This window comes from Acinetobacter sp. LT1, from assembly GCF_059800965.1.
In genome coordinates this window covers 14873-33055 of the sequence record NZ_JBBAXE010000015.1, presented here as the reverse complement: position 1 = coordinate 33055, position 18183 = coordinate 14873, and the positions used below count along the sequence as shown (strand labels likewise).

Annotated in this window: 16 protein-coding genes; 10 read left to right on the top strand and 6 right to left on the bottom strand. The window is 39.3% G+C overall.

Features of this window, described 5'->3' with window-relative positions; all coding sequences use genetic code 11:
* From csrA to alaS, 3 genes are all read right to left on the bottom strand, one after another.
* Positions 1–255 carry a carbon storage regulator CsrA gene (gene csrA, locus WBW42_RS14400; RefSeq protein WP_000906487.1) on the bottom strand — a complete coding sequence of 85 codons (255 nt, stop codon included), beginning with the start codon at positions 253–255 and terminating at the stop codon, positions 1–3.
* A 246-nt stretch (positions 256–501) separates the two neighbouring features.
* On the bottom strand, positions 502–1782 hold the full coding sequence (locus tag WBW42_RS14395) for an aspartate kinase (protein ID WP_002115333.1): 1281 nt from the start codon (positions 1780–1782) through the stop codon (positions 502–504).
* Positions 1783–1847: 65 nt separating this feature from the next.
* Positions 1848–4484, bottom strand: a complete 2637-nt coding sequence (gene alaS / locus WBW42_RS14390) for an alanine--tRNA ligase (RefSeq protein ID WP_032056750.1) — start codon at positions 4482–4484, stop codon at positions 1848–1850.
* 270 nt (positions 4485–4754) lie between these two features.
* On the opposite strand from alaS, the gene WBW42_RS14385 reads away from it, so the two are divergent.
* The 6 genes from WBW42_RS14385 to WBW42_RS14360 all read left to right on the top strand — a co-directional run bounded on the left by WBW42_RS14385 (position 4755) and on the right by WBW42_RS14360 (position 11099).
* Positions 4755–5774, top strand: a complete 1020-nt coding sequence (locus tag WBW42_RS14385; protein ID WP_032056749.1) for a type I glyceraldehyde-3-phosphate dehydrogenase — start codon at positions 4755–4757, stop codon at positions 5772–5774.
* A gap of 165 nt (positions 5775–5939) precedes the next feature.
* Entirely contained in the window at positions 5940–7031 is a 1092-nt protein-coding gene (locus WBW42_RS14380; RefSeq protein ID WP_032056748.1) for a hypothetical protein, read from the top strand.
* A gap of 183 nt (positions 7032–7214) precedes the next feature.
* Positions 7215–8381, top strand: coding sequence for an ATP phosphoribosyltransferase regulatory subunit (locus tag WBW42_RS14375; protein WP_032056747.1), 1167 nt, complete (start codon positions 7215–7217; stop codon positions 8379–8381).
* 63 nt (positions 8382–8444) lie between these two features.
* Complete coding sequence (locus WBW42_RS14370; protein WP_002121613.1) at positions 8445–9764, top strand: adenylosuccinate synthase; 1320 nt, start codon at positions 8445–8447, stop codon at positions 9762–9764.
* Between the two features lie 122 nt (positions 9765–9886).
* Entirely contained in the window at positions 9887–10204 is a 318-nt protein-coding gene (locus WBW42_RS14365; RefSeq protein ID WP_002121533.1) for a hypothetical protein, read from the top strand.
* 115 nt (positions 10205–10319) lie between these two features.
* Positions 10320–11099: a M48 family metallopeptidase gene (locus tag WBW42_RS14360; RefSeq protein WP_002121572.1), complete on the top strand. Its 780-nt coding sequence runs from the start codon at positions 10320–10322 to the stop codon at positions 11097–11099.
* 54 nt (positions 11100–11153) lie between these two features.
* On the opposite strand, the gene WBW42_RS14355 is transcribed toward WBW42_RS14360, so the two are convergent.
* Both WBW42_RS14355 and crp read right to left on the bottom strand, forming a co-directional pair.
* Entirely contained in the window at positions 11154–12203 is a 1050-nt protein-coding gene (locus WBW42_RS14355) for an NADP(H)-dependent aldo-keto reductase (RefSeq protein ID WP_032056746.1), read from the bottom strand.
* 159 nt (positions 12204–12362) lie between these two features.
* Positions 12363–13070: a cAMP-activated global transcriptional regulator CRP gene (crp, locus tag WBW42_RS14350; RefSeq protein ID WP_005070320.1), complete on the bottom strand. Its 708-nt coding sequence runs from the start codon at positions 13068–13070 to the stop codon at positions 12363–12365.
* Between the two features lie 240 nt (positions 13071–13310).
* On the opposite strand from crp, the gene WBW42_RS14345 reads away from it, so the two are divergent.
* The 3 genes from WBW42_RS14345 to WBW42_RS14335 all read left to right on the top strand — a co-directional run bounded on the left by WBW42_RS14345 (position 13311) and on the right by WBW42_RS14335 (position 14452).
* On the top strand, positions 13311–13430 hold the full coding sequence (locus WBW42_RS14345) for a hypothetical protein (RefSeq protein ID WP_002121587.1): 120 nt from the start codon (positions 13311–13313) through the stop codon (positions 13428–13430).
* A gap of 78 nt (positions 13431–13508) precedes the next feature.
* A complete protein-coding gene (locus WBW42_RS14340) occupies positions 13509–13931 on the top strand; it encodes an OsmC family protein (RefSeq protein WP_002121528.1) in 423 nt (140 codons plus the stop codon).
* Positions 13932–14026: 95 nt separating this feature from the next.
* Entirely contained in the window at positions 14027–14452 is a 426-nt protein-coding gene (locus tag WBW42_RS14335) for a GNAT family N-acetyltransferase (protein ID WP_032056745.1), read from the top strand.
* Here the strand turns inward: WBW42_RS14335 and WBW42_RS14330 are convergent.
* Positions 14449–15258, bottom strand: coding sequence for a M23 family metallopeptidase (locus WBW42_RS14330; protein WP_032056744.1), 810 nt, complete (start codon positions 15256–15258; stop codon positions 14449–14451). The genes WBW42_RS14335 and WBW42_RS14330 overlap by 4 nt on opposite strands.
* 299 nt (positions 15259–15557) lie before the next feature.
* Between WBW42_RS14330 and clpB the strand changes: the two genes are divergently transcribed.
* Positions 15558–18137 carry an ATP-dependent chaperone ClpB gene (gene clpB, locus WBW42_RS14325; protein WP_005070314.1) on the top strand — a complete coding sequence of 860 codons (2580 nt, stop codon included), beginning with the start codon at positions 15558–15560 and terminating at the stop codon, positions 18135–18137.
* Positions 18138–18183: the final 46 nt, after the last annotated feature.

Genomic DNA, 18183 nt, shown 5'->3' with positions numbered 1-18183 from the left:
CTAACGATTGAAGTTTTTCTGTGCATAATTATCATCTTCATAAGAAACTTGATAATCTTGATCAAGATGTTGAAGGTGTTCATGCATTGCACGTTCATGTTGAATACGTTGATAAATTTCTTCGCGATGAACAGAAACCTCTTTTGGTGCATTCACACCAATACGAACCTGGTTTCCTTTGACGCCAAGCACAGTAACACTGACTTGATCCCCAATCATTAATGTTTCCCCGACACGGCGGGTCAGAATCAGCATGTTTATCTCCTTGCTAAACGCTTAAAACTGCAATATTGGTACCCAAATAAAAAGCTCAACCTCAGTTTTCAGTCAGATTCTAACAGAAATATGAGAACAAAGTCATATTTTGATAATCTCTGCCAAAAAACTTTCCGTTTAATATAACAGAGCCGCTATAAAAAAAACTATAGCGGCTCTGTGTTTTCTTTGATTATTGTCGGACAAGTAAACATTTTTTAATGAATTCTTGACCGGTTGGTAAAATTAAGCGCGGGCGCTGCTTTCACCATGTTCACGATCCAAACCAAAAGCGGTATGTAAGCAGCGAACAGCAAGTTCAAGGTATTTCTCGTCGATAATCACAGAAACTTTAATTTCAGAAGTTGAAATCATAAGAATGTTGATACCTTCATCAGCAAGGGCAGTGAACATTTTGCTCGCTACACCTGCGTGTGAACGCATACCTACACCAACGATAGACACTTTAACGATGTCATCACGTGTTGAAACTTCACGTGCGCCAATATTTTTAGCAGTTTCGTTTAAGATTTTTTCAGCTTTCGCTAAATCAACACGGTTTACAGTGAAAGTGAAATCTGTTGTGCCATCTTCTTCAACATTTTGCACTATCATATCGACTTCGATATTGGCATCACTTACTGGCGATAAGATTTTAGAAGCAATGCCTGGTTCATCAGGTACACCTAAAATCGTTAATTTTGCTTCGTCACGGTTAAAAGCAATACCTGCAATAATTGGCTGTTCCATAGTATCTTCTGCCTCAGTAGTAATGAGTGTACCTACATTTTCTTTAAATTCGTCGTCAAAAACGCCGTCGTCGTCATTATCAAAGCTTGATAATACACGTAAAGGAACTTGATATTTCCCGGCAAACTCTACTGAGCGAATTTGTAAAACTTTAGAACCTAATGATGCCATTTCTAGCATTTCTTCAAAAGAAATACGGTCGATTTTTTTGGCTTTAGGAGCAACGCGAGGGTCAGTGGTGTAAACACCATCTACATCAGTGTAAATCTGGCATTCGTCAGCTTTTAAAGCAGCAGCAAGAGCAACACCAGAAGTATCTGAACCACCTCGACCTAGTGTTGTAGTATTTCCATTAGCATCAAAGCCTTGGAAACCAGCAACCACAATAACACGGCCTGCATCTAGGTCATTGGTCATGACATCTGTATCAATAGACTCGATACGCGCCTTGGTAAATGCACTGTCAGTTTTAATACCGACTTGACGTCCGGTATAGGATTTAGCTTCCACACCAATCGAATTAAGTGCCATAGCTAACATGGAAATCGTCACCTGTTCACCGGTTGAAACCATTTGGTCTAACTCACGTGGGTCAGGTGTTTCGGTAATGGCTTTAGCGAGAGCAAGTAAGCGGTTTGTTTCACCACTCATTGCAGATACGACCACAACAACCTTGTGACCGTGATCATGCCAACGCTTCACACGACGAGCAACATTTAAAATGCGCTCGGGGGTACCCATAGAAGTACCGCCATATTTTTGAACGATTAATGCCATAGTTGTTCCATATAAGCCATGACCCTGAGAGGCTTTTCAGGGTCAGTTACACAAAAAGTGAAGTCTTATTTTTGTTCAAGCCATGCAGGTAATGCTGCGATAACTTGTCCAAACTTCTCGTTAAGTGGCGCGCCACCTTGTGCTAAGTCAGGTTTACCACCACCTTTACCACCTAACTCGGTTGCTAGATGTTTGATGATGTCACCTGCTTTTAGAGTTGTAGTGTATTGTGATGCAACTGAAGCAAGTAGGCTGACTTTGTCACCCTCTACACCAGCTAACACAATAACTGCATTCTCTAATTTCGATTTAACACTGTCGTGTAAGTTGCGAAGTGATTTTGCATCTACACCTTGAACAGTGGTAATAAGCGTTTGACGACCAGCAATGGTTTGTACCTGATCAATCAATTCTGACGCTTGGAAGTTTGCCAATTTCTGATTGAGCTGTTCAATCTGCTTTTGTAATGCAGAAACCAATTCAACATTCGCTTGTACACGCTCAACAGTTTGGTCTTTCTGTGCTTTTAATAAGCCATTAATGTGCTGGATATCAGCATCAGTTTTTTGTACTACATCTAGCGCTTTAGTACCTGTAACAGCTTCAATACGACGTACACCAGCAGCTACACCACCTTCAGAAGTGATTTTGAATAAACCAATATCACCTGTACGTTTAACGTGGATACCACCACAAAGTTCAATTGAGAAGTTTTTCTCATCAATAATTGAACCCATAGAAAGTACACGTACTTCATCACCATATTTTTCACCAAACAACATCATGGCGCCTTTAGCTTTTGCAGCTTCGATATCAAGAAGTTCGGTTGTTACAGCACTATTTGCAATAATTTCTGCATTCACTAAGCGCTCAACTTGTTGTAACTGTTCAAAAGTTACAGGTTGGTCATTAGCAAAGTCGAAACGTAAGATATCGCTTGCAACTAAAGAACCTTTTTGTTGTACATGTGAGCCTAAGATTTGACGAAGGGCAGCATGTAATAAGTGAGTTGCAGAGTGGTTACGTGCAGTTGCTTCACGAATGTCTGCTTTAACAATCGCTTCAACACTTTGATCTGCTTTAAGGCTACCAACGGTCACAATACCTTGATGAACAAAGGCACCGCCTGACTTTTTAGTATCTTGAACTTCAAAAATACCAGTTTCATTTTTGAAGATACCAGTATCACCAATCTGACCACCACTTTCAGCATAGAAAGGAGTTTGGTTTAAAACGATAAGCGCTTCATCACCTTCTGAAACTTCTTCAACTTGTACGCCATCTTTATAGATCGCTACAATTTGACCTTGACCAGTGGTGTTGATGTAACCATCAAACTGAGTTTCGCCTTCAACTTTTACAATGTTGTTGTAATCAACTGCAAACTTACCGGCATCACGAGCACGTTGACGCTGTGCTGCCATTTCCACTTCAAAACCAGCTTCATCAATAATAAAGTCACGTTCACGTGCAATATCAGCAGTTAAGTCTGTCGGGAAGCCGTAAGTGTCGTAAAGTTTAAATACAGTCGCACCAGGAATAGTTTTATCTTTTAATTGAGCAAGTTCGCCTTCAAGTAGTTTCAAACCTTGCTCAAGTGTTTTAGCAAACTGTTCTTCTTCACGAATTAAAGTTGCTTCAATCACGTCTTTACGCGCTGCAAGCTCTGGATATGCATCACCCATAACTTCAATTAAAGGTTGCAACATTTTGTAGAAGAACGTACCAGTTGCACCAAGTTTATTTCCGTGACGAACAGCACGGCGGATAATACGGCGAAGTACATAACCACGACCTTCATTGCTTGGGTTTACACCATCAGCAATGAGGAAACAGCATGAACGCGCATGGTCTGCAACAACACGTAAAGAAGGCTGACCTTGGTCTTCAATACCAATAATGTTGGCAGCAGCTTTTAATAAGTGTTGGAACAGGTCAATATCGTAGTTTGAATTAACATGTTGCAATACAGCAGAGATACGCTCTAAGCCCATACCTGTATCAACAGACGGAGCAGGGAGAGGGTGAAGCACGCCATCAGCAGTACGGTTAAACTGCATGAAAACGTTGTTCCAGATCTCAATGAAACGGTCACCGTCTTCTTCAGGTGAGCCTGGTAAACCACCCCAAATGTGATCACCATGATCAAAGAAAATTTCAGAACATGGACCACATGGGCCAGTATCACCCATTGCCCAGAAGTTGTCAGATGCGTATTTTTCGCCCTTATTATCACCAATACGGATAATACGTTCTGGCGCTAAACCGATTTCTTTGTTCCAGATGTCGTAAGCTTCGTCATCGGTGTGGTAAACCGTGGCATAAAGTTTATCTTTTGGTAAAGCAAGCCATTGTTCGCTGGTTAAAAATTCCCATGCGAATTTAAGCGCATCACGTTTGAAATAATCACCGAATGAGAAATTACCTAACATTTCAAAGAATGTATGGTGACGTGCAGTGTAGCCAACGTTGTCTAAGTCATTGTGTTTACCGCCAGCGCGTACACATTTTTGAGATGTAGTTGCACGCACATAGTCACGTTTCTCAAGACCTAAAAAGCAGTCTTTAAACTGGTTCATCCCAGCATTTGTAAATAATAAAGTTGGGTCGTTGGCAGGAACAAGAGAACTCGACGCGACACGTGTATGCCCTTGCGTTTCAAAGTAGCGCAAAAATGCTTCACGAATTTCAGCAGATGTCATTAAACGAGTACTCACAACCAAGTCACTCCATATTTTCGAATTTGGCTAAATGTATCAATGCCTGTTTGTTTTATGCCAAACCTTAGCATGTGATACGGGGCTTATTTTTTAAAAACGCTAAATTGTAGCGGAAAAACCCCACCGAACCAACGATTTTAAAAGGAATATCTTACAAAACTGTGATTTGGCTAAAAATCTATATTCAATTGGCCTTGACGTGCTTTACTATATGCCTTCTTTAGTTTGTAGTTTTGTTGATAAGGATAGGTCATGCAACGTATCGCCATTAATGGGTTTGGTCGGATTGGACGTAATGTTTTACGCGCCTGGTTCGAAAGCCCAAAACAATTTCATTTTGAAATCGTGGCGATTAACGATATAGCAGATGTTCAGACATTAGTGCATTTATTTAAATATGATTCTACGCACGGCCGCTTCAATGGAAATGTAGATATATTCATTGAAAATGAAAAAGTTTTTTTGAATATTCAGTCAAATCAACGAACGCTAAAAGTTGAGGTTTTAAAGCAGAAACAACCTGAACTTTTACCATGGTCTAGTTTAGATATTGATGTGGTACTTGAGTGTACAGGACTGTTCCGTTCTCATGCGGATGCGACACGTCATCTACAAGCAGGGGCGAAGCGGGTCATTATTGGGGCGGCACCTTTTGATCATGTTGACGCAGCCATTGTTTATGGTGTGAACCATAATGAAGTCAAAGTGACTGATCAGATCATATCAAGCGTTTCATGTACTACGCAGGCTTTAGTTCCATTAGTCAAAATCATTGATGATGCTTTCGGTATTGAAACTGCGCTTATGACAGAAATTCATGCAGTGACAGCAGATCAATCTGTTCTTGACCACGCACATCGTGATTTACGTCGTGCTAGAGCTTCAGGGCAAAATATTATCCCGACCACGTCAAGTGCACTCGGCGCATTAAAACGTGTTATGCCTAAAATGGAAGACCGTATTGATGGTTATTCAATTCGGGTACCGACTATTAATGTAGCTGCAATTGACTTAACTTTTATCGCGCAATCTCCAATTACTGTGCATCACATTAATGAGTTGCTAATTAAAGCATCTCAAACAGACTATGCAGAAATTATGGCGGTAACAGATGAGCCATTAGTTTCGAGTGATTTCAATCATTCACCTTATTCGCTCATCGTTGATTTAACTCAAACTATGGTTGTAGGGCATCAAGCTAAAGTATTCGCTTGGTACGATAATGAATGGGGCTATGCAAATCGTTTATTGGATCTGTGTGATTCTTTCTAAATATGATTTTAAATCATTTAAGGGTGTTAAATTAATACCCTTTTTATGGTTGTTAATTTCTAATATGAAAAGTTCAAATAATTAAAATTCTAAATATTAGTGTTGTGTAAAATTATATCTATTTGTATGATTCGCAAACATTAAAATTTTAATTATAGAGTTCATATGAAATTTAACTCAAAAAGAATAAGTGGTTTTTTAATTTTTACATCTACTATTATTTTAGCTGCTTGCGGTGGTGAAGGCTCAGATCAAAATACCCATGATCAAGCCGAAAATAATTTAGAAAAAGAAGACAAAATTTACCAAGTCTATTATCAATCTTCTGATATTTCTTCAAGTATCTATCGTGATTCTTTTGAAATTACTCAATATTCAATTAAGAATAATGAAATCTTTTTTGCAAAGTCACATAACCAACCGCTAGAAACTGAACTTTTAACTGAACAGAAAGTTTTAAATAAAGGGACCTTACAAACACATACTGTGAAAAGGTTAACACCGAGCAGTTGGACGTATGAATTAATGCCTGATTTGAAAGAAAATTTAAAATTTGAAATTGTGAATTTAGAGGGTGAAAATATCTTTGATCGTGTATTACCGGGCTATAAAGAAAATAAAAATTTAGAAACGGGCCTTCACAATCAACTTGATAAAAATTTAATAGACTTCTACCAAAATTATAAGAATGTTAGGTTTCCAAAAAATAGTTATTGTTATCGTTTAAAAGAAACTCAATGGAATCAATCTTATATTTCAGATATATCTAGTTTTAATTCAAATCCTTCGTTTAGTGAGAAAAAGCAGTCAATTGTCGAAAGATATAATAACTTAGGCCAAGATAAAAAGTATTTTAGGCTTCTAAATTCGCAGTGGTATGGTTATAACTTAACTGTTTTAGAAAACTTAGAAACTGGTGATATTCAAAGCGCATTGGGAAATAATAATAACCAGTCTGCTTTTTTTATTAATTTTATATCAAGTAGTCGGTGGGATGCTGATAGAAATTTAGCGTATGAAAAGTCTCATCTGTATTCTATAGAAGATAACCCGCTTAATAATGTGCATTCATTAATTGCTTTCAGACAAAAGCTAAAAATCGCAAATCTTGAAAAAGGTTGCTTTGCTTTTAATACTCAAGCAGCTCAAGCTATTCAAAGATTAAATTTAGTTAACTGGCAACCAGGTGATAGTTCAGATATTGGCCCATTCTTTGGTCGAAGAACTTTTGTCTATGATATGAGTGAATTAGAATAAGATGTTGAATATTATTATTAATTCATGAAATCTTCTTTTTGACTTTAGAGTTTATTAAGAAAGATTTATGCAAATTGTCAGGTGCATGGCACAAAGTATCATGCTACACTAAGAGAAATCGGGTGTGTTCCCGATTTTTTTATGTGGGGTCGTTCCACTTTGATCAGATTTTAGGCTTGAAATATGACCATTTCAGAGACATGGTTGCTGCCTGACGGGGTAGCAGATGTATTGCCGGAACAGGCGCAAGTCATTGAAAAACTTCGCCGTGAAGCTTTAGATTTCCTCGCGGTACGAGGTTATCAATTGGTATATACACCATTTATCGAATACATCGAATCGTTGTCTTCATTATCAGAATCAAATCAAGACTTAGATTTAGTAACTTTTAAGGTCATTGATCAGCTCTCAGGCCGTTTACTCGGTGTTCGTGCTGATATGACGCCACAAGTTGCACGTATCGATGCACATGTAAGACCAGTTGAAGGTGTTGCACGTTACTGTTATTCAGGGACTGTATTACATACTAAACCACAAAATTTCAATGCCACACGTGCACCTCTACAATTAGGTGCAGAGTTATACGGGCATGACAGTATCGAAGCTGATGTCGAAATGGTCGATGTTATGCTGGGGTTGATCGAGAACATCTATACTTTACAAGGCGCGCATTTAGATTTGGGCCATGTAGGGTTGTTCCGCAGTTTAGTAAAGTGTGCTGGACTGTCAAAAAATGAAGAGCATGAGCTTTCAGATCTTTATCAAAGAAAAGCGTTACCAGAGTTAGCTGAATTTACTCAAAACCTCAATATGGGTTCTGATTTCTATGCACTTGGCCGCTATTCTAGTGATCTAGAAGCATTGCAGGCGAATTTAAGTGTAAACATCTTACAAGATGCTGAGTTTAAATCAGCGTTAGATGCACTTAAAACGACACTTGCGCAAATTAAAGGCCGTTGGCCAAATCTCAATATCGGTATTGATGTTGTAGAGCTACGTAGTTATCACTATCACACTGGCTTAATGTATGCGGTCTATGCACCGAATCGAGCTGCGCCTTTAGCACAGGGTGGCCGTTATGATGGTATTGGTGAGCACTTTGGCCGCGCACGTCCTGCTACTGGCTTTAGTTGTGATTTATATGCCTTAGGTGCAAATCAGTTCGCGGAAATCGAAACTGTTGTTGCTCCAAAAGGCTCAGAACAGGATTTACTCTCAGCAATTTCGAATGCACGTGCTCAAGGTTTACGTGTGGTTCAATTGTTAGGTAATGATGATTTAAGTTCTATTCCATATGCGACCCATCAACTCGTGTCGCAAAATGGACAATGGAATATTGAAAAGATTTAATCGCCAACGGTAAATTTTTACTGGTGGTTTCCAATTTTAACAGCATGATGTAATGAGGCTATTATGGGCAAAAATGTTGTGGTACTTGGTACCCAATGGGGCGACGAAGGTAAAGGTAAAATCGTCGACCTGCTCACAGATCAGGCGGCTGCGGTAGTACGTTATCAAGGCGGACATAACGCAGGTCATACTCTTGTCGTAGGTGGTAAAAAGACTGTATTGCACCTCATTCCATCAGGCATTTTACGTGAAAACGTATTGTGCTTAATTGGTAATGGTGTAGTACTTTCACCAGCCGCGTTAATTGAAGAAATGGGAATTTTGGAAGCGGAAGGTGTTCCTGTTAAAGAACGTCTACGTATTTCTCCAAACTGTCCACTCATTTTGCCTAACCACATTGCACTTGATCAGGCACGTGAGAAGAAACGTGGTAATGCTAAAATCGGTACTACAGGTCGTGGTATTGGTCCTGCATACGAAGATAAAGTGGCTCGCCGTGCAGTGCGTGTTGCTGACCTTGTTCGTGGTGGTGCAGCGTTAGAAGAAAAACTTCAAGAAATGCTTGAGTTACATAACTTCCAATTAACTCAGTTCTACGGTGTAGAAGCTGTTAAATTTGAAGATGTATTGGCTCTTTGCAACCAATGGCGTGAAGTGCTTGCTCCATTAGTAATTGACGTTACTAAAGTGTTGCACGACTATCGCAAAGAAGGTAAGGCTGTAATGTTTGAAGGAGCTCAAGGCTCACTTCTAGACATTGACCACGGTACTTATCCGTATGTTACAAGTTCAAATACAACTGCTGGTGGCGTAAGCTCTGGTTCAGGTATGGGACCTTTACATCTAGATTATGTATTAGGTATTACTAAGGCTTATACAACACGTGTAGGTGCTGGTCCATTCCCAACTGAATTGGTTTACGATGCCGCTGCTGATTCTGGTGACCCAATTGGTAAACACCTTGGTACAGTTGGTCATGAATTTGGTGCTTCTACTGGCCGTCAACGTCGTTGTGGTTGGTTTGATGCTGAAATTCTTCGCCGTTCTGTAGATGTAAACTCACTTTCAGGTATTTGCTTAACTAAACTTGACGTTTTAGATGGTTTGGAAGAAGTAAAAATCTGTGTAGGTTATGAAAATACAGATTCAGGTTGTGTAGGTTCTTCAGATGCGGTTTCTTTTGAATGCTTGAAGCCAATCTATGAAACTATGCCTGGTTGGAGCGAGTCGACTGTTGGTTTAACTAGTATCGATCAATTACCAGCAAATGCTTTGGCTTATGTTAAGCGTATTGAACAATTAATCGAATGTCCGATTGATATCGTTTCAACTGGTCCAGATCGTGCAGAAACAATTGTTTTACGTCATCCATTCTCTGCTTAATTAGCAAAGATTAAAAAGGCCTCCTGAAAGGGGGCTTTTTTTATACCCGACTAAAGTGCAGTTTTCGTTTTATTAGATTCAGATTAAAACATTATATATAGATAAGGAAGGATGGGCTCAGGATGAAGCTGCAACCAACTATTTCAAAAACAATTTTTTATTCTTTTTTATTTGCTATTGGTGGTTCACCCACGCTGGCGATGTTGGTTATTTATGGACAGGAATATCATGAAGATTTCTTTATGACAGCTTTTATGAGCTTGTCGGTTTTGTTCGCATGTGTGTTAATTCCTGTTGTACTCATACAAAATAGTTATTTACTCTGGAAAAGGGAAAGTCCTAATCTTGAAGAGAAAGTTAAAACCTTAAGTCATGTTTATCTGGGTTTAAATGTAATCTGTTTAATTTTCTGGATTTATTTGATGACTTTATCTACTTGATCGTTACATAAATACTATGATCATGGAGAAATGAGACATTCAAAGCATGAGTGGTATTTCTTATAATAAGTGCAAAAGAATAAACAGCTTTTTATCGATTTAGGTGATCTGTGTTATGAATAAAAAACTCTTTTTAAGCTTGTGTGCAGCAAGTGTGATGACCATTTCTGGCTGTGCAACAGTAGCGGACATGGCTGGTGCAGATACTGCAACCTTAAATGCTCAATCTGCTCAAGGTTTTAATAAGATGGTGCAGGAAGCACGTGGTAAGGGTGCTCTCGATACAAGCTCTAGTACATATAACCGTATTAATGCTGTATTCAACCGTTTAAAACCATATGCCAACCAGATGAATCAGACTGGTCAACCATTTAGCTGGCAGTTAGCGGTGTTGAAATCAGATACGATTAATGCTTACGTTGCACCTGGTGGCAAGGTCGTGTTCTATACAGGTATTGTGAATAAATTGAACCTGACAGATGCTGAAATTGCAGCTGTTATGGGACATGAAATGACACATGCTTTAGAAGAGCATGCAAAAAGTAAAATCGGTGCACAAGCTTTAACTGATTTAGCTCTAGGTATCGGTTTAAGCTATGCGGGTAATAATGTAGGCCAACTCGGTACTGCTGCTGCTCAGTTAGGTACACAAGTGGGTGTGGGCTTACCATATTCTCGTAGCTTGGAAAGTCGTGCTGACCAAGGTGGTTTAATGTTGATGGCGCGTGCAGGCTATAATCCAAATGCAGCGATTACGCTTTGGGAAAAAATGAATAAGCTTGAAGGTGGCGGTGGTTCATCCTTCTTGTCTACTCACCCATCTAACTCACAACGTATTGGTGATATGCGTAAAAACTTACCTGCGGCAATGGCAGTTTATAATAGCCGTAAATAAGATGTAAATTTTATATAGATAAAGAAAACGGATGCTTAAGCATCCGTTTTTTATTTAAGGAGCAGGGTTGGGCTGTTGAGTATGGATGGCCTCAATACCTTTTAGAACTTCACTTGGTAATTCAATCTCAAATGCCTGAATATTTTCTTTGAGTTGATCTAAATTAGTGGCACCAATAATTGTGCTGGTCACAAAGAACTGTTGTTTAATAAAAGCTAAGGCCATCTGAGTTAAGCTTAGTCCATGCTTTTCTGCTAGCTGTGCATATTGTTCAGTTGCCCACTCACTTTGAGGGTTACTGTAGCGGCTAAAGCGAGGGAATAGTGTCACACGAGCATTAGCGGGACGTGCACCATTTCTAAACTTGCCAGTTAGGTAACCAAAAGCCAGAGGAGAGTAGGCGAGCAATCCGACATCCTCATATTTAGCAATCTCTGACATACCTATTTCATAAGTACGGTTAAGAAGACTATAAGGGTTTTGAACACTTACAAATTTACTGACACCTAGCTTTTCGGCTAAATGTAAAAATTTCATAGTGCCCCACGGGGTTTCATTTGATAAACCAATATAGCGAATGCGCCCGCGATTAATCTCTTCTTGTAGAGCGAGTAATGTTTCTTCTAGAGGTGTTGTGTCGTAATCATTTTCAGCTTGGTGATTACCATAAGCGAGCGTACCAAAAAAGTTGGTATGACGTTCAGGCCAATGCAGTTGATAAAGGTCGATATAGTCCGTTTGGAGGCGTTTAAGTGATCCATCTAGAGCTTTGGCAATATGATCACTGTTAAAGCGTGTATTGCCTTCTCGGATGTGTGTTCCTCCAAAGCCAGGACCTGCAATTTTAGATGCGAGAAAGACTTTGTCACGTTGTCCATTTTGGGCAAACCAATTGCCAATAATTGTTTCAGTTGCGCCATAAGTTTCAGGTTTTGGTGGAACAGAATACATCTCTGCCGTATCCCAAAAATATAAACCATTGGCCAAGGCGTAATTGAGTTGTTCAAAAGCTTCTTGTTGGGAGTTTTGCTCACCAAATGTCATGGTGCCTAAACAAATTTCTGGAAGTTTAAGGCCTGTGCGACTAAGTGGGTTAAATTGCATACAGCGGAATCCTTGGAAATTTTGAGTTAGCCTAACGGAGAATATGTATTCAACTTAAATCATAAAATTAGAATAGTTTGTAAGTTTTGTGTATTAACTCATTGTTGCATATAAAAAAAGCAAACCGAAGTTTGCTTTTTATTAAAAATTTAATGAATATTATTCTTCATCGTCGTAGTCATCATCAGAAACAGTGTTTTCTTCTAATGATGCATCAAAAATAAGAATGGCTTTACCATCAGTTTGGATCATACCTTGATCTTCTAAGGTTTTGAGTACACGGCCAACCATCTCACGTGAACATCCAACAATACGGCCAATTTCTTGACGAGTAATACGAATTTGACGACCATTCGGCAAAATCATTGCTTCTGGTTGAGAAGATAGATCGATTAAGCAACGTGCAATACGACCAGACACATCAATGAACGCAAGATCTGTCATTTTACGGGTCGTATTTTTTAGACGGCGAACTAATTGTGCAAAAACAGCATAGCTTAAGTCTGGGTATTGTTTGCTGAGTTCGTGGAAGTTGTCATAAGAGATCTCTGCAATTTCACAGACATCACGAGTTCGAACTTCGGCTGTACGTTGAGGGTTCGGTTCGAAAAGCCCCATTTCCCCAAAGAAATCGCCCGGATTTAAATACGCAACAACAATTTCACGTTCGTCATCTTCACGCAAAATAATTGAAACTGAGCCTTTTAAAATTAAATATAAAGATTTTGACTCTGTTCCGGCATCAACAATTGTGGTTCGTTTTGGATATCTGTTGATGTGAGCACGTTTTAACAATGCTTTAACGGATTCAGGTAGTTGCCCCGGAGATAAAGCATCTGTGCTGAGTTGTGAAAAATTTGAAGTCATGCTTAATATGTTCCGAATAGGGTAAACAATTCACACAAGCTCGAGATGAGCTATTACACAGAAGAGATGAAATTCCTTATCAACTCATTTTATGTTAGTGTACAAAACAAGGGCCTGTTGACATTTCACAGATGGTTGCAACATAAGACAATTCTTTTAGACGTACCAAATAAGAACTATGAAATTTAGCCATTCTAAATAAATAGATCTTAACAATGGAACGTACAAAATAACTTGGTCTTGCGCTATGCCTGCGCTGCTTTAATTGCAACTCAGATTATGGCTGAAATTTCACAAACTTTATTACAAAACTGGACAAAGGATTGCCATTGTCTGGGTTTTGCGTCTTATTTGGATTAATTTTTAGCTATAACGCAATCCATAGATGAAATGTCAACAGACCCTGCTTAAATTTATAATTTTTTTTGGGTAGTTGCAATGCAAACAAGTGTACATTGGCTAGAGAATGTTGCTTTTGAAGCGAAATCGGATAGTGGGCATAGTGTCATCATGGACGGCTCACCTGAGTATGGTGGTGAAAACCGTGGTCCACGTCCTATGGAATTGATATTAATGGGACTTGGTGGGTGTGCTTCGTTTGATATTGTGACTATTTTAAAGAAATCTCGCCAAGATGTGACGAATGTTGTATGTAATTTAAAAGCTGAGCGTGCTGACGCAATTCCGGCTGTGTTTACTAAAATCCACTTACATTTTGTGGTAACTGGTAAAGCTGTGAAAGAAAAGCAGGTTGCAAAAGCAGTTGAATTGTCTGCCGAGAAATATTGTTCAGCAAGTAAAATGCTTTCTGACGGTGGTGTTGAAATTACACATGACTTCGAAATTATTGAAGCGGAATAAGGCATTTTTTTGCTAACTAGAAATTAAAAAAAGCTGACATGAGAGTTGGCTTTTTTATTGTCAAAAATAACTAAAAAATAATAGGGAGAAGAAAGATGAATATTCGTTCTGCTAAATCAAAAGATACTCAAGCTATATGTGATCTACTTAAACAGATGGGATACCCACAGCCTTTTGCTCTTATTCAAGAAAAATTTGAGATACTCCATAATGACTCTAATTCACAAATTTTGATTGCTGAAGAGAGGGGTAAAATTTATGGTTTTTTATCTCTCTACTTTATTCCGCAAATTGCCTTACAAGGTGACTTTGCCAAAATATGCTATCTGTGTGTTGATGAGAATATGCGTAGCAAAGGTGTAGGGCATTTACTCGTAAAGGAGGCTGAGCAACAAGCCAGACGCCGAGGGTGTGATCGAATGGAACTGCATTCAGGAATGCAAAGACCTTTGGCACATCGATTTTACCTAAGAGAAGGCTATGTCGAAGCGCCAAAGTATTTTCGTAAAGCTTTAAATTAACGAGCTGTATTTAGAAAAAGCTGAGGATCTACCCGAGCATTATTAAGGCTCATGCCCCAATGCAGATGAGGGCCTGTCACGCGTCCTGTTTTGCCTACTAAACCTAGTGTTTCTCCTTGGCGGATATGTTGGCCTTTCTCTACTTTAATTGCGCTTAAATGGCAGAACATGCTGACTAAGCCTTGGCCATGATCAATCAACACGGTTTGTCCATTAAAAAAATAAGATCCAGTTTGGATAACCACACCATCTGCGGGAGCAACAACTTTTTGTCCTACTGGCGCAGGAATATCTAGACCTGAGTGAGGCGCGCGTCCCTCGCCGTTAAAGAAGCGTTTTCTTCCAAAAGAGTTGCTAAATTTCCCTGAAGTCGGGCGTATAAATGTAGGTAGGGTTTGCCATGAGCTCTGTGTAAATGAGGTATACACATCATTTTGTTCTTTTGCTTCTTGAGCGTAGCGGTCTAATTGACTTTGATTAGGGTTCACATAATCTTGGTTCGTGACTTTAATCCGCTGTTCTGCGTAAGGATAAGACTTAACTTCTATTTGAATCGGGGCTTTATTTGTGTCGAGTTGAATACTGCCGATTGGAGTAGATAAAGGAATACCAAGCACGGCATAACGCTGCTGACCTTCTTGGCTAATTAAAACAGGCTTTTGTTGAAAAGTGACCTGAGTAATATCAGTACTTAGAGGAACAACTGCAATTCCACCAGGTCGTCTGGAGTCTTGTGGAAGCTGAGCGATTGCTAGTGCCGAAGTAAAAAGACAAGTTGTTGTTAATATAATGTGTTTAAAGTGCATTTTCATTTCAAAACGAGTAGGAAACTAGCAAGATAAACTAAAGCTTAATCACTAAATTCTCAATGAAGAGTTTGTGAAAAGCGTAATAAGAATAAGCATGAATCTAAATATTCAATCATTTTAATAAAATGTAGCTGAACTGTACTTGAAATATATACAAAACAATCCCATATTATAATGGAGTTTTACTCATTGTTATTTTTATAACATTATGAAAAATATATAAAAATTTATTTGAAATCCGAAGAAGTGTTCCCATCTATTAGACAAGTACAAATTTGTTGTGAGGAATAACAAGAATGCGTTTTGAGAAATTTACAAACCGCTTGCAGCAAGCCCTCTCAGATGCTCAATCTTTAGCGATGGGTAAAGACCATACCGCTATCGCAGGTATTCATATTTTGTCTACCTTGTTAGAAGAGCCATCAAATATTAGTTTGTTGCAACAAGCAGGTGCACGGTTACCTGAACTTAAACAAAAACTTGAACAGGCTATAAAAGATGCGCCGACAATTGCCAACCCAACGGGTGATGTCAACTTAAACCCAGAAGCCGTTAAAGCGCTTAATTTGGCAGACAGATATGCGCAAAAGGCAGGTGATGAATTTTTATCAACTGACTGGGTTTTATTAGGTTTGGCAGAGACAGGCGAAACTAAAAATATTTTAAGTGCGGTAGGTGTAACTCCCGACAGCTTACGCAAAGTAATTGAACATATTCGAGGTAATGACAAAGTCATGAGTAATAATCACGAAGACCAACGTGACTCACTTAATAAATATACGATTGATTTAACAGAGCGTGCTTTATCTGGAAAACTTGATCCTGTCATTGGGCGTGACGATGAAATTCGCCGTACCATTCAGGTGTTATCGCGTCGTACCAAAAACAACCCTGTTCTTATTGGTGAGCCGGGCGTAGGTAAAACCGCTATTGTTGAAGGTTTGGCACAGCGTATTGTGAATGGTGAAGTGCCAGAGGGATTAAAAAATAAACGTGTTTTATCCCTCGACTTAGGTTCATTACTGGCTGGTGCTAAATATCGTGGTGAGTTTGAAGAACGTTTAAAAGCTGTTTTAAAAGACTTGGCAAAACACGAAGGCGAAATCATCCTGTTTATTGATGAGTTACATACACTCGTAGGTGCAGGTAAAGGTGATGGCGCGATGGATGCAGGTAATATGTTAAAACCTGCGTTGGCTCGTGGTGAATTGCGCTGTGTGGGTGCGACGACCTTAGATGAATATCGTCAATATATTGAAAAAGATGCAGCTTTAGAGCGTCGTTTCCAAAAAGTGCTAGTTGATGAGCCAAGTGTTGAAGATACGATTGCAATTTTACGTGGACTCAAAGAAAAATATGCCACTCACCATGGTGTGCAAATTTTAGACTCTGCGATTATTGCTGCGGCGAAAATGTCTCATCGTTACATCACTGATCGTCAATTACCAGACAAGGCAATTGATTTGATTGATGAGGCAGCTTCTCGTATTAAAATGGAGATTGACTCTAAACCTGAAGCACTTGATAAGCTCGATCGCCGTTTAATCCAGTTGAAAATGCAATTGGAAGCTGTGAAAAAAGATGAAGATGTCGGCAGTAAAGCTGAAGTCACTCATCTTGAAAAACAGATTGCTGAAGTCGAGAAAGAATACAACGATCTTGAAGAAATCTGGAAGTCTGAAAAAACTTTGGTAGAAGGTACTAAACAGGCTCAGGTGGAACTTGATAAAGCGCGTATTGCTTTTGAGAAAGCTCAGCGTGAAGGTGATTTGGCTGAGGCAGCACGTTTACAGTATGGCGTAATTCCAGAGTTGCAAAAACAACTGGAGCAAGATGAAGTTGCAGAGGAGAACGAAGAGCCAAAACTCATTCGTACTAAAGTAACTGAAAATGAAATTGCTGAAGTTGTTAGTGCTGCAACAGGTATTCCGGTTGCTAAAATGATGCAAGGCGAGCGTGAAAAACTCCTTAATATGGAAGAGTTTTTACATGACCGTGTTGTAGGTCAAGATGAAGCAGTTGTTGCGGTATCGAATGCTGTTCGCCGTTCACGTGCCGGTTTGTCTGACCCGAATCGTCCTAGTGGATCATTCTTGTTCTTGGGTCCAACAGGTGTTGGTAAAACTGAGTTGACTAAAGCTTTAGCTAACTTCTTGTTTGACAGTGATGATGCCATGATTCGTATCGACATGAGTGAATTCATGGAGAAACATTCTGTTAGCCGTTTGGTTGGCGCACCTCCAGGATATGTCGGTTATGAAGAAGGTGGTGTTTTAACTGAAGCTGTTCGCCGTAAGCCATATAGCGTGGTGTTGTTTGATGAGGTTGAAAAAGCACATCCAGATGTATTCAATATCTTGCTCCAAGTATTGGACGATGGCCGCTTAACCGATTCACAAGGTCGAGTAGTAGACTTTAAAAATACGGTAATTGTGATGACTTCGAACTTAGGTTCACAAGATGTACGTGAGCTAGGTGAGGGTGCAACAGACGATGAAGTGCGTACCATTGTAATGAATGCGGTAAGTCAGCATTTCCGTCCGGAATTTATTAACCGGATTGATGAGCTTGTGATTTTCCATTCACTCAAAAAAGCACAAATTCGTGGTATTGCCGATATTCAGTTGGATCGATTACGTTCGCGTCTTGTTGATCGTGACATGAGTCTAACTGTAGATGATACCGCTTTTGATTTATTGATTGATGCTGGTTTCGATCCTGTCTATGGCGCGCGTCCATTAAAACGTGCGATTCAACAACAGATTGAAAACACATTAGCACAAAAAATCTTGTCGGGTGATTTTGTCGCAGGTGATACTATTCTAGTTAAAGGCGAAAATGGGCATTTAGTCTTCGATAAAATGAAACTCAGTTAAGCTTTTTCTGCTAAAACCGAAAAGAGAATATGGAAACATATTCTCT

Coding starts and splice junctions, on each gene's coding strand:
- WBW42_RS14340 (WP_002121528.1), top strand. CDS start 13,509: ATGCAAACAAGTGTACATTGGCTAGAGAATGTTGCTTTTGAAGCGAAA.
- WBW42_RS14355 (WP_032056746.1), bottom strand. CDS start 12,203: ATGCAATTTAACCCACTTAGTCGCACAGGCCTTAAACTTCCAGAAATT.
- WBW42_RS14370 (WP_002121613.1), top strand. CDS start 8,445: ATGGGCAAAAATGTTGTGGTACTTGGTACCCAATGGGGCGACGAAGGT.
- WBW42_RS14360 (WP_002121572.1), top strand. CDS start 10,320: ATGAATAAAAAACTCTTTTTAAGCTTGTGTGCAGCAAGTGTGATGACC.
- alaS (WP_032056750.1), bottom strand. CDS start 4,484: ATGACATCTGCTGAAATTCGTGAAGCATTTTTGCGCTACTTTGAAACG.
- WBW42_RS14365 (WP_002121533.1), top strand. CDS start 9,887: ATGAAGCTGCAACCAACTATTTCAAAAACAATTTTTTATTCTTTTTTA.
- WBW42_RS14385 (WP_032056749.1), top strand. CDS start 4,755: ATGCAACGTATCGCCATTAATGGGTTTGGTCGGATTGGACGTAATGTT.
- WBW42_RS14335 (WP_032056745.1), top strand. CDS start 14,027: ATGAATATTCGTTCTGCTAAATCAAAAGATACTCAAGCTATATGTGAT.
- csrA (WP_000906487.1), bottom strand. CDS start 255: ATGCTGATTCTGACCCGCCGTGTCGGGGAAACATTAATGATTGGGGAT.
- WBW42_RS14375 (WP_032056747.1), top strand. CDS start 7,215: ATGACCATTTCAGAGACATGGTTGCTGCCTGACGGGGTAGCAGATGTA.
- clpB (WP_005070314.1), top strand. CDS start 15,558: ATGCGTTTTGAGAAATTTACAAACCGCTTGCAGCAAGCCCTCTCAGAT.
- crp (WP_005070320.1), bottom strand. CDS start 13,070: ATGACTTCAAATTTTTCACAACTCAGCACAGATGCTTTATCTCCGGGG.
- WBW42_RS14395 (WP_002115333.1), bottom strand. CDS start 1,782: ATGGCATTAATCGTTCAAAAATATGGCGGTACTTCTATGGGTACCCCC.
- WBW42_RS14380 (WP_032056748.1), top strand. CDS start 5,940: ATGAAATTTAACTCAAAAAGAATAAGTGGTTTTTTAATTTTTACATCT.
- WBW42_RS14330 (WP_032056744.1), bottom strand. CDS start 15,258: ATGCACTTTAAACACATTATATTAACAACAACTTGTCTTTTTACTTCG.